The sequence below is a fragment of the Mesorhizobium sp. M0028 genome (assembly GCF_040323855.1).
Lineage (GTDB): Bacteria > Pseudomonadota > Alphaproteobacteria > Rhizobiales > Rhizobiaceae > Mesorhizobium.
This window is the reverse complement of record NZ_JAMYVG010000011.1, coordinates 57,326-70,700: the sequence shown is the minus strand read 5'-3', so window position 1 is coordinate 70,700 and position 13,375 is coordinate 57,326. Positions and strand designations below refer to the sequence as shown.

Here is a 13,375-nt window from a genome sequence, read left to right as displayed (position 1 = left end):
TGTCCTGCCGGACATCTCCCCCACTTGGGGGGAGATCGGCTGTCACCGCGGCCTTCGCCACTCTCCAACGTCGCAGGAATGAACGGGGCGCCGAAACTGCCAATCTCCCCCTTAGAGGGGGAGATGTCCGGCAGGACAGAGGGGGGCGCCGTAGAGCGGCAGCTTTGCAACGCTGCCGCTCCCAACCCGTCACCACAGCATTGCCTGCGCACATGATCTTCTCCCGAAGACCGCCAGTTGCCCTATTGTCTCGGCACCAGCGCCAGGGCGCGGATCGGGCTGCCGGTACCGTGCTCGATCTTGAGCGGCGCCGCGATCAGGATCGCGCCCTTCGGCGGCAGCCGGTCGAGGTTGCAAAGGCTGGCGAGGCCGTAGCGGTTGGCCTTGTGCATCAGGCTGTGCGCCGGGAATGGCGGCTCCATTCCCCCTGCTTTGCCGGCATCGGTGCCAATCGTCTCGCTGCCCCAGCCCTTGATGTCCTTGCCGATCAGATACTGGATGGCTTCCGCGGTCGGGCCTGGCGTGTGCGGTCCGGTCTCATTGGCGTTGAGGAATTCGGCTTCCGAGCCGTTGCGCTTGTACCAGTCGGTGCGCATCACCACCCATTCGCCGGGGTTGATAGCCCCGTGCTCGGCTTCCCACGCCTTGATATGGTCGACGGTGAGCAGGAAATCGTGATCGGCGGCCGCTTGCTTCGAACAGTCGATGACATTGACGGGTCCGACAAAATTCTGCGCCGGAATGGTGTCGGTGGCGCCGTCCGGATAATCCTTGCCGGTGATCCAGTGATTGGGCGCGTCGAAATGCGTGCCCGAATGCTCGCCGAGCTTCAGCCAGTTCCACGCCCACCAAGGTCCGTTCTTGTCATAGGCGGAGATGGCATGGATCTCGATCTTCGGCGTGTCGACCGCCAGTTCCGGCGGCAGCTTGATCAGCGGCGTGTTCGGCCCGAGCGGCGCCGTCAGGTCGACCACCTGGATGGCGCCTGAAAGAAGCTGGCCGGCGACTTCGCCGAGGAGTTGTTGCGTGTCCATGGTCTCTGTTCCCTCTTCTTGGATGGCTCTGAAGGCTCGTTGCGGCCCTTAATATCCTACTAGACGAAAACATATGCATCTGCAATTATCTTTAAGCATAAAGGAAATGGGTTGGGTGGGATGTGAGCGAGTTCGACGCCATATTTGTCGGGGCAGGCCACAACAGTCTGGCATGCGCCGCGCATCTGGCGCTCAAAGGCTGGAAAACAGCGGTTTTCGAACGCAACGCAACGATCGGCGGCGCCGTCCAGACGCGCGAATTCACGCTGCCGGGTTTCCGGCACGATTTCGGCGCGATGAATCTGAGCCTTTTTGCCGGCTCGGCCTTTCACAAGAAATATGCAAATGAATTGAAAACCCACGGGTTGGAATTCGTGCCGGTGGCCGACTGTTTTGCCAGTGCGTTCCCCGACGGCCGCTGGTTCGGTGTCAGCAGCGATCTGGAAACGACCGCTGCACGAATGGCCGCCTTCTCCGCAATCGACGTCGCCACATGGCGCCGCTTGGTTGCGGCATTCCCGGCCGAGGCCGAGCATCTGTTCCGGCTGCTGGGCTCGCCGATGAGCGCTCGAGCGCTCGCCGGCACTGCCTGGAACCTGTGGCGCAAGAAGGGTTTTGCCGGCGCGCTCGATACCGGGCGGCTGCTGCTTTCCTCACCCCGCGCGTGGCTCGAGGAGACTTTCCAGTCGCCGCATGTCAGGGCGACGCTCGCCACCTGGGGCATGCATCTCGACTTCGCCCCCGACATCGCCGGCGGCGCGGTGTTTCCTTACCTCGAATCCATGGCCAACCAGTGCTTCGGCATGGTGCTCGGCAAGGGCGGCGCCGACACCATCATCCGCGCTTTGTCGGGCATGCTCACGGCGGCCGGCGGCAAGATCGTCACTGGGGCTGACGTCGCCGAAATCACGGTGTCCGCCGGCAAGGCGACCGGCGTGCGGCTCGCTTCCGGCGAGATCCACACCGCCACCAGGGCCGTCATCGCCAGTGTCGCGCCCAAGGCGCTGACTGGGAAGCTGTTGCCTGACGGTTCGCGCGACGCCGTTTTCGACACGGCCATGAAAAACTTTCGCCATGCGCCGGGGACGATGATGATCCATCTGGCGCTCGACGATCTGCCGGACTGGCGCGCCGGCGCCGAGCTTCGGCAGTTCGCCTATGTGCATCTGTCGCCGTCGCTCGATGCCATGTCGCGAACCTATCAGCAGGCGATGTCCGGCATGCTGCCGGATGAACCGGTGCTGGTCGTCGGTCAGCCGACCGCGGTCGATCCCTCGCGTGCGCCGGACGGCAAGCATGTGCTGTGGGTGCAGGTGCGCATGCTGCCGGCCGAGATTGTGAGCGATGCGGCGGGCACGATCGCGGCGGCTCACTGGGACGAGGCTAGGGAGCACTACGCCGAGCGCGTCCTCGACATTATCGAGCGCTATGCGCCCGGCCTTCGCCGGAAGATCCTCGGCCGCGCCGTGTTCTCGCCCATCGACCTCGAACGCGAGAACCCCAACCTTGTCGGCGGCGACCAGATCTGCGGCAGCCATCATCTGGCGCAGAATTTCCTGTTCCGGCCGGCGCGCGGCTACGCCGGCTGGAACACGCCGGTCGGCAATCTGCATCTGACCGGGGCGGCAACATGGCCGGGCGCCGGCACTGGTGCGGGCTCGGGCTTCATGCTCGCACAACAACTTGGCGGGAGGTAAAGCCGTAATTTTCAACTAGGGTGAAGGAGGACAAGGCGCGGTTGCCCAAGGAGCCTGAACCCACCGATTGACAACGACACCGCGCATAAAAGCAACAGGGGAACGACCATGACAATCAACAGACGAGAATTGCTCGGATATGGCGCGGCCGCGCTTGGCGCTACGGCGCTCGGCCTGCCGCAAATCGCCAAGGCTGCCGGCGAACTGACCATCGCCTACAATGTCAACCTGCCGTCCTGGGACCCGACCACCGGGCCTTCGGCAGTCAACCCGACCATCCAGGGCCTTTACCAATCGGTGTTCGACCAGTTCATCCCGCAGAAGCCGGACCTTTCCTTCGCGCCCGGCCTGCTCACCGAATGGGGCTGGAACGAAGATCGCAGCAAGATCACGATGACGGTGCGCGAGGGCGTCACCTGGCATGACGGCTCGCCATTTACGGCCGAAGACGTGGTCTGGTCGCTGCAGCGGGCGGGCGACGAGAAGACCGGCAACCCGATCCAGTTCGTCTGGAAGAACGTCAACAATTTCAAGATCGACGGCAACAAGATCACCGGCGATGTCGTGCAATTCGACCCAGTGTATTTCAAATGGATGTCGTTCCTGACCGGCTACATCATGCCGAAGGCCTATTACGAAAAGGTCGGCGCCGAAGGCTTCGAGAAAGCTCCGATCGGCACCGGGCCCTATATGGTCGACAAATTCGAGCGCAACGCCTTCCTGCGGCTCAAGGCCAACCCTAACTATTGGGGTGGCAAGCCGGCCTTCGAAAACGTGACCATCAAGTTCGTCACCGATGCGGCGAGCCGCGTCGCCGAGATCGAGTCCGGTTCCTCGCAGGTTACGCTCGAAATCCCCTATGAGGAATATGACCGCCTGATCGCCAAGGACGGGCTTGCCGGCTCGTGCAAGAACGTTTCCGACATCGGCATGATCTTTTTCAACGACATCGACGTGATGCTGGACAAGAATATCCGCCAGGCGGCGGTGATGGCGGTCGACAAGAAGCTGCTGGTCGACCGGCTGCTGCGCGGCTACGGACAGCCCATCGATACGCTGGAGACCCCGGAATACGCCGCCTACGATCCGTCGATCAAGGTCGAGCACAATCCGGAAAAGGCCAAGGAGTTGCTGGCCGCATCCGGCTATTCGCCGGAAAAGCCGGTCAAGTTCACGATCCAGACGACCAAGGGCTTCAAGCCCAAGGATTACGAGATGATCCAGGCGATCGTCGGCATGTGGCGCAAGGTCGGCATCGAGGCGACGATCGAGGTCTACGAAATCGCCAAGCACTACGAGCTGCGCGCCGCCGACAAGCTGGCGCCGGCAGCCTTCTACAATTGGGGCAACGCCATCGGCGACCCCACCACTTCGACCGGCTTTGCCATGTATGGCCCGAGCCCGCATTCGGTGTGGGACAGCCAGGACTTGATCGACATGATCAACCCGCTATGGGGCGAGAAGGACGAGGCCAAGCGCATCGCCGGCTGGAAGGCCGTCGACAAATACATCGCCGAGCAGGCCTATGTGCTGCCGCTGATCCAGTATGCGCAGCCGATCGTGCATGCCAAGGGCGTCAATGTCGTGCAGCATGTGTCGGGCGCGCTGTTGCCGGCGCTGATGAGCCCGGCCTGAGATCGGCCCGGGACTAACGCGCGCCGTCTGCAACGACGGCGCGCCTTTTCCGCCAGCATACAGGCGACCATGCTGCTGCAAAGATTCCTGATCCGTCTTCTGACGATGGCGATCACGCTGTTCGGTGTGGCCGTCGTCGTCTTTATCGTCATCCGTGTCGCCCCCGGCGACCCGATCGCGATGATGCTGCCGCCCGGCGCCACCGATGCCGACATCGCGCGGCTGCGCGCGCTGTACGGGCTGGACAAGACGATCGTCCAGCAGTTCTTCATCTGGCTGGCCGGCGTGGTCAGAGGCGATTTCGGCACGTCGATCTCACTGCGGCAGGACGTGCTTGGGCTGGTCTTCAATCGCCTCCCGGCGACGCTGGAACTCGCCATCGTCGCGCTTGTGATGGCGGTGGCGATCGGCGGCACGACGGCGATCCTCGGCGCGCGCGAGCACGGCACCGCGGTCGAGGCCGGCATCGACATTGCCAGTGGTGCGGCGCTCTCGATTCCCGATTTCCTGTGGGGTCTGGTGCTGATCTTGTTGTTCGGCGTGCTGGTGCCGGTGTTCGACATTTCCGGCCGAGTGTCGCCGCAACTCGACCTGCCCTTCGCCACGCAATTCTATCTGTTCGAAAGCATCGTGCGACTGCGCTTCGACCTGACCAGGGACCTGCTGGCACACATGCTGATGCCGGCGATCGCGCTGGCGCTGCCGCTGGCCGCGATCATCTCGCAGCTGCTGAAACAGTCGCTGAAGGAAGTGCTCGACCTCGACTATGTCGTGCTGGCGCGGGTAAAGGGCTTTTCGGAAACGCAGGTCATCCTGCGCGAGGCGTTGAAGAACGCGGCGCTGCCGACGCTCACTCTGGTCGGCGTGCAGTTTACCTTCCTGATCGGCGGCACGGTCATCGTCGAACGGCTGTTTTCCTATGAAGGTCTCGGCAATATGGCGATCGATGCCGTCATCAATCGCGACCTGCCGCTGATCCAGGGCATCGTGCTGGTCTTCGCGCTGTTGTTCGTGCTGATCAACCTTGCCGTCGACATGATGTACGCGTTGCTCAATCCGAGGCTGCGCCATGGATGAGGCCCGCATTTCAAGACATGGCTCGCGCGCCCGCCTGTGGCTGGCCGGCGGCTGGCTGCTGATTGCGCTGTTGGCCGCAATTTTTGCGCCGCTGGTCGCACCGCAGGACCCACTGGCGCAGGATTTGATGCTGGAGCGCCTGCCGCCGTTCTGGCAGGGCGGTGCCGAGCCCGGCTACTGGCTCGGCACCGACAGCCTCGGTCGCGATCTGTTGTCACGGCTGATCTTCGGTGCGCGCATCGCCTTCATCGTCGCCTTCGCGGCGGCCTTTGCCGCCTGCCTGGTCGGCTCGACGCTCGGCCTGATCGCCGGCTATTTCGGCGGCTGGGCCGACCGCATCATCTCGCGTATCGTCGATGTCTGGATGGCGTTTCCGCCGGTGCTGTTTGCCATCCTTTTGGTCGCCGTGCTCGGCACCGGCTTGAGCTCGGTCATCATCGCCATCGCCGTCATCGACTGGACGCGCTTCTGCCGGGTGATCCGCGCCGAGACCATGGGTCAGTCGCGCATGGACTATGTCGAGAACGCCCGCATCGCCGGCTATGGCCGCATCGGCATCATGCTGCGCGAGGTGCTGCCCAATGTGGTGCCGTCGATCGTGGCGCTGCTGTCGCTGGAGATGGGCATTGCCGTCATCGTCGAGGCGATCCTGTCCTTCGTCAATCTGTCGATCTCGACAGACGACCCGACCTGGGGCGGCATCATCGCCGAGGGCCGCCTGTCGATCCATCAGGCCTGGTGGGTGCTGGTGTTCCCGCTGGTCACGCTGATCCTGACGGTGCTGTCGTTCAGCCAGTTCGGCGAGGGCCTCAGGGCGCGTTTCGATCCGGTGCTGCGATGAACGCGCCTGCGAAACCCTGCCTGGACATACGCAACCTTAGCGCGGTGCTGCCTAATGGCTTGCGCGTGCTGCGCTCGGTGTCGCTCGCCGTCGAGCCCGGAGAAGTCCGCGCGCTGGTCGGCGAGAGCGGCGCCGGCAAGACAATGATCGGCAAGGCCGTGCTCGGCGTGCTGCCACCGAGCGTGCGCATCGTCGAAGGCGATATGCTGCTCGAAGGCGAGGATCTGGGCCGGCTGGCACCCAAGGCAAGGCGCACCCTGATCGGCGCGCGCACGGCGCTGATCCCGCAAGACCCGCTGACGGCGCTCAATCCGTCACGGCGCATCGGCCCGCAAATGACCGACCGGCTGGTGCGCATCCTCGGCTGGAGCGGTGAGAAGGCCGATGCACGCATCCGCCAATTGCTGGACGAGGTGCAGATCCGCGACCCCGAGCGCGTGCTCAAATGCTATCCGCACGAGCTGTCCGGCGGCATGCGGCAGCGCGTGCTAATCGCCGCGGCGTTTGCAGCCGAACCAAGGCTGATCGTCGCCGACGAGCCGACGACCGCGCTCGACGTGACCGTGCAGAAACAGATCTTGCGGCTGATCGCGCAATTACAGCGCGAGCACGGCACGGCGATCCTGTTCGTTACTCACGATCTCGGTGTGGTTGCCAAGATCAGCCAGAAAGTTTCGGTGCTCTATGCTGGCAAGGTGGTGGAAGAGGCCGATACCGCAGCGCTGTTCGCCGCACCCCAGCACCCTTATACGCTGGCGCTGATGGCGGCGACGCCGCGCTACACCGATCCGTTCGCCTCGCTGAAGCCGGTCGACGACAAGGTGCTGGCCGGGCTGGCCGCGGAGATCGCCGCCGCCGACCAGGCATGGAGGCGACCGCATGGTTGAGCCGCTGTTTTCCGTGCGCGGGTTGAAGGTTGCGTTGCCCGACATGACGCGCAAACCGCTGATCGGCCGGGCGCCGCTGGCCGAGATCCTGAAAGGCCTGGATTTCGACCTGCCAAGGGGATCGGTGACCGGCATCGTCGGCGAATCCGGCTCCGGCAAATCGACGCTCGGCCGTGCCTTGGTGCGCCTGCTGGAGCCCAGTGCCGGCAACGTCATGTTCGACGGCCGCGACATCACACATCTGCCTGAGGCCGAGCTCCGGCCGCTGCGCCGCAATCTGCAGATGATCTTCCAGGATCCGATGTCGTCGCTCAACCCGCGCCGCACCATCTTCAGCATCATTGCAGCACCCCTCAAGCAGAACGGGCTTGGCGACAATCTCAAGGCACGCGTCGCGGAGGCGCTGCAGCGCGTCGGCCTGCCGCAGAGCTTTGCCGGCCGCTACCGCCACGAAGTGTCGGGCGGCCAGCGCCAGCGCGTCGGCATTGCCCGCGCACTGGCGCTGTCGCCGAAATTCGTGCTGGCCGACGAAATCGTCTCCGGCCTCGACGTGTCGACCCAGGCGCAGATCCTGACGTTGCTGGAAAAACTCGCCGCCGAAATGGGCCTGACCGTTGCCTTTATCAGCCACGATCTGTCGGTGATCCGGAGGCTCTGCCGACAAGTGATCGTCATGCGCGAAGGCGCGATCGTCGAAGCCAGCGCGACGGATACTTTGTTCGAGCACCCGCGGCAGGCCTACACGCGCGACCTCCTCGCCGCCATTCCGCTGCCCGAGATCGATGACGCCTGGCTGCTTCCCGCCCCAAAGGCGCCGGCATGAAGCACAATCCTATTCGCACGCCGAAGAGCGGGCCTCGGGCGTGCGCCCGGCAAAATGTCCCGCTATGGAGGATGACTGATATGAAGAATGCGATCCGATATGCGACGCTTGCAGCCACCGTGCTGGGAAGCATCGGCACCGCTTGCGCCAGTTCCATACCCGGCATGCGTGGCCACGACCACACCGGCGTCACCGTCCCCGACATGCAGCAGGCGGTCGATTTCTTCACCGAAGTGGTTGGCTGCAAGAAGGCGATGTCGTTCGGCCCGTTCGCCGACGACAAGGGCACATTCATGCAGGATCTGCTGGGCGTCGATCCCAAGGCGGTGATCGAGGAGATCACCCTGGTCCGCTGCGGACACGGGTCGAACATCGAGCTGTTCAAATACACCGCGCCGGACCAGAAGGACCTGACGCCTCGCAACAGCGACATAGGCGGCTTCCATATCGCCTTCTATGTCGACGACATCGCCGCCGCAAAAGCCTATCTTGACGGCAAGGGCGTCAAGACGCGAATGGGACCGCTGCCGGTTACCGAAGGCCCCGCCGCCGGCCAGGCCATCCTTTACTTCCAGGCCCCTTGGGGCTTGCAGTTGGAAGCGATCAGCTATCCCAATGGCATGGCCTATGAAAAGGATGCAGAAACGGTGCTGTGGAGTCCGAAGAACCCGGAAAAATAGCCCGGGAGTCCCTGGCCTGCGGAGCCGACTGCCGGCAAGGCGAGTTATCCGGGCGGATTGTTTCAATCTTGAAACTTCAAGCTTGAATTAATTTTCCTCAGGCGTAAACTCGACAAACAGAAGCGAAGAGGAGATCGCACGATGAAAGTTGCGGTTCTCGGCGGCGGACCAGCCGGCCTCTACTTTGCCATCTCGATGAAGCTCCGGGATGCGGCGCATGAGGTGACGGTGTTCGAGCGCAACCGTGCCGACGATACGTTCGGCTGGGGCGTCGTGCTGTCGGCCGAAACGCTGGAGAACCTGACCAGGAACGACCCGGTCAGCGCCGTCTGGATCCGCAAGCATTTTGCCTATTGGGACGATATCGCCGTTATCCATGACGGCGTGCGCACGGTCTCGACCGGTCACGGCTTTTGCGGCATCGGCCGCAAGCGGCTGCTCACGCTGCTGCAGCGGCGGGCGCGCGAACTCGGCGTCAAGCTGGTCTTCGAGACCGACATCGCCGATCCCAAGCCATATATGGAGACGCACGATCTGGTCGTCGCCGCCGATGGGCTGAACTCGAAAGCGCGGGGCGCCTTCGTCGACGTGTTCAAGCCTGATATCGATGTCCGCAAATGCAAGTTCGTCTGGCTCGGCACCCGTCAGAAATTCGACGACGCCTTCACCTTCATCTTCGAGAAAACCGAACATGGCTGGGTCTGGGCGCATGGCTACCAGTTCGACAGCGATACCGCGACCTTCATCGTCGAATGCAGCGAGCAGACCTGGCAACGCTTCGGCTTCGGCGCGATGTCTCAGCAGGAATCGATTGCCGTCTGCGAGCGCATCTTTGCCCGCCATCTCGGCGGCCACGCGCTGATGACCAACGCCAATCATATCCGCGGCTCGGCCTGGATCAATTTCCCGCGCGTCTTGTGCGAACGCTGGTCCTACAAAAACCTGGCGCTGATGGGCGACGCGGCGGCGAGCGCGCATTTCTCGATCGGTTCCGGCACCAAGCTGGCGCTGGAAAGCGCGGTGGCGCTGGCCGACTATGTCGAGTCCGAGCCGGACCTCGAGGCCGCCTTTAGCAAATATGAGGACGCCCGCCGCACCGAAGTGCTGAAGCTGCAGTCGGCGGCACGCAATTCGCTCGAATGGTTCGAGGAGGTCGAGCGCTATCTCGGCCTCGATCCGGTGCAGTTCAATTATTCGCTGCTGACGCGTTCGCAGCGCATCAGTCACGAGAATTTGCGGCTGCGCGATGCCGAATGGCTGGCCGGCGCCGAGGAATGGTTCCAACGTCAGGCCGGTGCTGGCGGCAACAGTCTGCGTCGCGCGCCGATGTTTGCGCCGTTCCGGCTGCGCGACATGGCGCTGCAGAACCGTATCGTCGTCTCGCCGATGGCGCAGTACAAGGCGGTCGACGGCTGTCCGACCGACTGGCATTTCGCCCACTATGCCGAACGGGCCAAGGGCGGCGCCGCTCTCCTCTACATCGAGATGACCTGTGTCAGCCCGGAAGGCCGCATCACGCCAGGCTGCCCCGGTTTCTATGCGCCCGAGCATGAGGTCGCCTGGAAGCGGCTGGTCGAGTTCGTTCATGCCGAAACCGAAGCCAAAATCTGTGCGCAGATCGGCCATTCCGGCGCCAAGGGATCGACCCGGCTCGGCTGGCAGGGAACCGACGTGCCGCTGACCTCGGGCAATTGGCCCGTCATGGCGGCATCTTCCGTGCCGTGGTCGCCGCAGAACCAGGTGCCGAGGGCGATGAACCGCGCCGACATGGATACGGTGCGCGAGCAGTTCGTCGCTTCGGCCGAGATGGCGGCGCGCTGCGGCTTCGACATGCTCGAAATCCACGCCGCGCACGGTTATCTCCTGTCCTCCTTCATCACACCCTTGACCAACCGGCGCACCGACTCCTATGGCGGCTCGTTGGAAAACCGCATGCGCTATCCCTTGGAAATCTTTCATGCGGTGCGCGCCGTATGGCCGGCTGAAAAGCCGATCTCGATGCGCATCTCCGCCAATGACTGGCTCGGCATCGAGGGCGTGACGCCGGCCGATGCGGTCGAGATCGCGCGGCAGCTGCATGAAGCCGGAGTCGACATCTGCGACGTGTCGGCCGGCCAGACTTCGGCCGTGGCAAGACCGGTCTATGGCCGCATGTTCCAGACGCCATTTTCCGACCGCATCCGCAACGAAGTCGGCATGGCGACCATGGCGGTCGGCAATATCTACGAGCCGGACCATGTCAACTCGATCCTGATGGCCGGCCGCGCCGACCTCGTCGCACTGGCAAGGCCGCATCTTGCCGATCCCTATTGGACGCTGCATGCGGCGGTCACGCTTGGCGATCGCGGCGTCAAATGGCCGGATCCCTATCTGCCCGGCCGCGACCAACTCTACCGGCTGGCCGAGCGCGAAGCGGCGGCGGGGTTGAAAGTATGAGTTCCGCCGCAGCGATTTCAGGGCGACATGCGCTGGTCACCGGCGGCGGCTCCGGCGTCGGCCGGGCGATCGCGCTGGCGCTGGCCGGCGCAGGCATCGATGTGACCATCTGTGGCCGGCGCGTGGAGCCGCTTGCCGAGGTCGCCGCTCAGAACAAGCGCATCTTCGCCATTGCCGCCGACGTCACCGACGAGGCATCGATGGCGTCGCTCTACGAGGACGCGGAAGCGGCACGCGGACCGTTAGACGTCGTCGTTGCCAATGCCGGCATGTCCGGCAGCGCCTCGGCGCAGCGGACCTCGCTGGCAGACTGGCAGCGCACGCTCGACGTCAACTTGACCGGTGTGTTCCTGACGGTGAAGCCGGCGCTGGCCGGCATGGCCGCGCGCAAGACGGGCCGTATCATCTTCATCGCTTCCACCGCCGGACTGAAAGGCTATCCCTATGTTGCAGCTTATGTCGCAGCCAAGCATGGCGTCGTCGGTCTGATGCGGGCACTCGCCGTCGAGACCGCGAAGTCCGGCGTGACCGTAAATGCGGTGTGCCCGGGTTTCGTCGAAACCGAAATGCTGGAAGGCGCCGTTCGGCGCATCGTCGAAACGACCGGCCGCTCGGCCGAGCAGGCGCGGACAAGCCTTGCCGAGACCAACCCGCAAGGCCGCTTCATCCAGCCAGAGGAAATTGCAGCCGCCGTGCTCTATCTGTGTAGCGACGCCGCCGGGTCGATCACCGGACAAACGATTTCGATCTCCGGAGGTGAGACATGGTAGCCGGTCCCCTGCCCGCCCCGTCCGGACCCGGCAAGGACCGCCTGCGGCTGTGGATACGCTTGCTGCGCGCCTCGCGCACCATCGAGGCCGAGCTGCGCGAACGCTTGCGGCAAGAATTCAACACAACGCTGCCACGCTTCGACGTGATGGCCGCGCTCTACAGGGCGCCCGAGGGCATGCTGATGAGCGACCTGTCGCGCTTCCTGCTAGTGTCCAACGGCAATGTCACGGGCATCATCGACCGGCTGGTCTCGGAAGGGCTGGTGATGCGAGCCCGACGCAATGGCGACCGCCGCACCTCGATGGTACGGCTGACGGAAGAGGGATCGAAGACTTTCGGCGTGATCGCCGCCGCGCATGAAAAATGGGTCGGCGAATTGCTGGGCAATGTGAGCGAGGACGAGGCGCGCCGGCTGACCGGCATGCTGACCTCCTTCCGCAGCAATTGGGAGGGACGGGAATGGCAAAGATAGCCGGCCGCAAGCCGAAGCATTTCCTCTGGCAGGTCGAAGGCAAAATCGCAAAGATCCGGCTTGACCGGCCGGAGCGAAAGAACCCGCTGACCTTCGACAGCTATGCCGAATTGCGCGACACTTTTCGCGACCTTGTCTACGCCGACGACGTCGATGCGGTGGTGTTCCTTCCCAATGGCGGCAATTTCTGCTCGGGCGGCGATGTCCACGAAATCATCGGCCCACTGGTCAAGTTGGACATGAAGGCGCTGCTCGCCTTCACTCGCATGACCGGCGATTTCGTCAAGGCGATGCTGAATTGCGGCAAGCCGATTATTGCGGCGGTCGACGGCGTGGCGGTCGGCGCCGGCGCGATTATCGCCATGGCCTCCGACATCCGCATCGCCACGCCACAGGCAAAAACGGCTTTCCTGTTCAGCCGCGTCGGCCTTGCCGGCTGCGACATGGGCGCCTGCGCGATCCTGCCGCGCATCATTGGCCAGGGTCGCGCCGCCGAACTGCTCTATACCGGCCGCACGATGAGCGCCGAGGAAGGCGAGCGCTGGGGCTTCTACAATCGGCTGGTCGATGCCGCAACGCTCGAGGCCGACGCGCTCGACATGGCCGCGCGCATCGTTTCCGGCCCAACCTTCGCCCATGGCATGACCAAGACGCAGCTGAACCAGGAGTGGTCGATGGGCCTCGACCAGGCTATCGAAGCGGAAGCGCAGGCGCAGGCGATCTGCATGCAGACCCGCGATTTCGAACGGGCCTACAAGGCTTTCGTCGCCAAGGAGAAGCCGGTGTTCGAGGGGGATTGAGGATGATCGCTTCCATGGGCACGCTGGCAAGACAGCACCCCCCTCTGGCCTGCCGGCCATCTCCCCCTCAAGGGGGGAGATTGGATGTCAGGCCCGCTTTCGCCAATCTCCAACATCGCCGGGAGAGCAGTGGCAGCGAAGCCGCCAATCTCCCCCCTAGAGGGGGCGATGTCCGGCAGGACAGAGGGGGGCGCCGTGGAGCGCCAGGGCCGGAGAACTGTG

Annotated in this window: 12 protein-coding genes; 11 read left to right on the top strand and 1 reads right to left on the bottom strand. The window is 63.9% G+C overall.

Going from position 1 to position 13,375, the window contains the following annotated elements; all coding sequences use genetic code 11:
• Positions 1–242 precede the first annotated feature (242 nt).
• Positions 243–1,034, bottom strand: a complete 792-nt coding sequence (locus NKJ93_RS20490; RefSeq protein ID WP_023717862.1) for a cyclase family protein — start codon at positions 1,032–1,034, stop codon at positions 243–245.
• Between the two features lie 122 nt (positions 1,035–1,156).
• Between NKJ93_RS20490 and NKJ93_RS20485 the strand changes: the two genes are divergently transcribed.
• The 11 genes from NKJ93_RS20485 (at position 1,157) to NKJ93_RS20435 (ending at position 13,153) form a co-directional block, all read left to right on the top strand.
• Entirely contained in the window at positions 1,157–2,731 is a 1,575-nt protein-coding gene (locus tag NKJ93_RS20485) for a phytoene desaturase family protein (RefSeq protein WP_352590798.1), read from the top strand.
• 108 nt (positions 2,732–2,839) lie between these two features.
• Positions 2,840–4,366 (top strand): ABC transporter substrate-binding protein, encoded by a 1,527-nt coding sequence (locus tag NKJ93_RS20480; RefSeq protein WP_352590795.1) that lies wholly within the window; start codon positions 2,840–2,842, stop codon positions 4,364–4,366.
• A 69-nt stretch (positions 4,367–4,435) separates the two neighbouring features.
• Positions 4,436–5,443 carry an ABC transporter permease gene (locus NKJ93_RS20475; RefSeq protein WP_352548805.1) on the top strand — a complete coding sequence of 336 codons (1,008 nt, stop codon included), beginning with the start codon at positions 4,436–4,438 and terminating at the stop codon, positions 5,441–5,443.
• Positions 5,436–6,284 (top strand): ABC transporter permease, encoded by an 849-nt coding sequence (locus NKJ93_RS20470; protein WP_352590794.1) that lies wholly within the window; start codon positions 5,436–5,438, stop codon positions 6,282–6,284. The genes NKJ93_RS20475 and NKJ93_RS20470 overlap by 8 nt, the downstream gene beginning before the upstream one ends.
• Positions 6,281–7,171, top strand: coding sequence for an ABC transporter ATP-binding protein (locus tag NKJ93_RS20465; protein WP_352590791.1), 891 nt, complete (start codon positions 6,281–6,283; stop codon positions 7,169–7,171). The genes NKJ93_RS20470 and NKJ93_RS20465 overlap by 4 nt, the downstream gene beginning before the upstream one ends.
• Positions 7,164–7,994, top strand: coding sequence for an ATP-binding cassette domain-containing protein (locus NKJ93_RS20460; RefSeq protein ID WP_023717868.1), 831 nt, complete (start codon positions 7,164–7,166; stop codon positions 7,992–7,994). Before NKJ93_RS20465 ends, NKJ93_RS20460 begins: the two co-directional genes overlap by 8 nt.
• 80 nt (positions 7,995–8,074) lie before the next feature.
• Positions 8,075–8,674 carry a VOC family protein gene (locus NKJ93_RS20455; protein ID WP_352483281.1) on the top strand — a complete coding sequence of 200 codons (600 nt, stop codon included), beginning with the start codon at positions 8,075–8,077 and terminating at the stop codon, positions 8,672–8,674.
• A 141-nt stretch (positions 8,675–8,815) separates the two neighbouring features.
• Positions 8,816–11,110 carry a bifunctional salicylyl-CoA 5-hydroxylase/oxidoreductase gene (locus tag NKJ93_RS20450; RefSeq protein ID WP_352590789.1) on the top strand — a complete coding sequence of 765 codons (2,295 nt, stop codon included), beginning with the start codon at positions 8,816–8,818 and terminating at the stop codon, positions 11,108–11,110.
• Positions 11,107–11,880 (top strand): SDR family NAD(P)-dependent oxidoreductase, encoded by a 774-nt coding sequence (locus NKJ93_RS20445; RefSeq protein ID WP_023717869.1) that lies wholly within the window; start codon positions 11,107–11,109, stop codon positions 11,878–11,880. Before NKJ93_RS20450 ends, NKJ93_RS20445 begins: the two co-directional genes overlap by 4 nt.
• The gene (locus NKJ93_RS20440; RefSeq protein WP_023717870.1) at positions 11,874–12,353 is read left to right on the top strand and encodes a MarR family winged helix-turn-helix transcriptional regulator; all 480 of its coding nucleotides are present in this window, start codon (positions 11,874–11,876) and stop codon (positions 12,351–12,353) included. The genes NKJ93_RS20445 and NKJ93_RS20440 overlap by 7 nt, the downstream gene beginning before the upstream one ends.
• The gene (locus NKJ93_RS20435; RefSeq protein WP_352483284.1) at positions 12,341–13,153 is read left to right on the top strand and encodes an enoyl-CoA hydratase family protein; all 813 of its coding nucleotides are present in this window, start codon (positions 12,341–12,343) and stop codon (positions 13,151–13,153) included. Before NKJ93_RS20440 ends, NKJ93_RS20435 begins: the two co-directional genes overlap by 13 nt.
• The last annotated feature ends 222 nt before the right edge of the window (positions 13,154–13,375 follow it).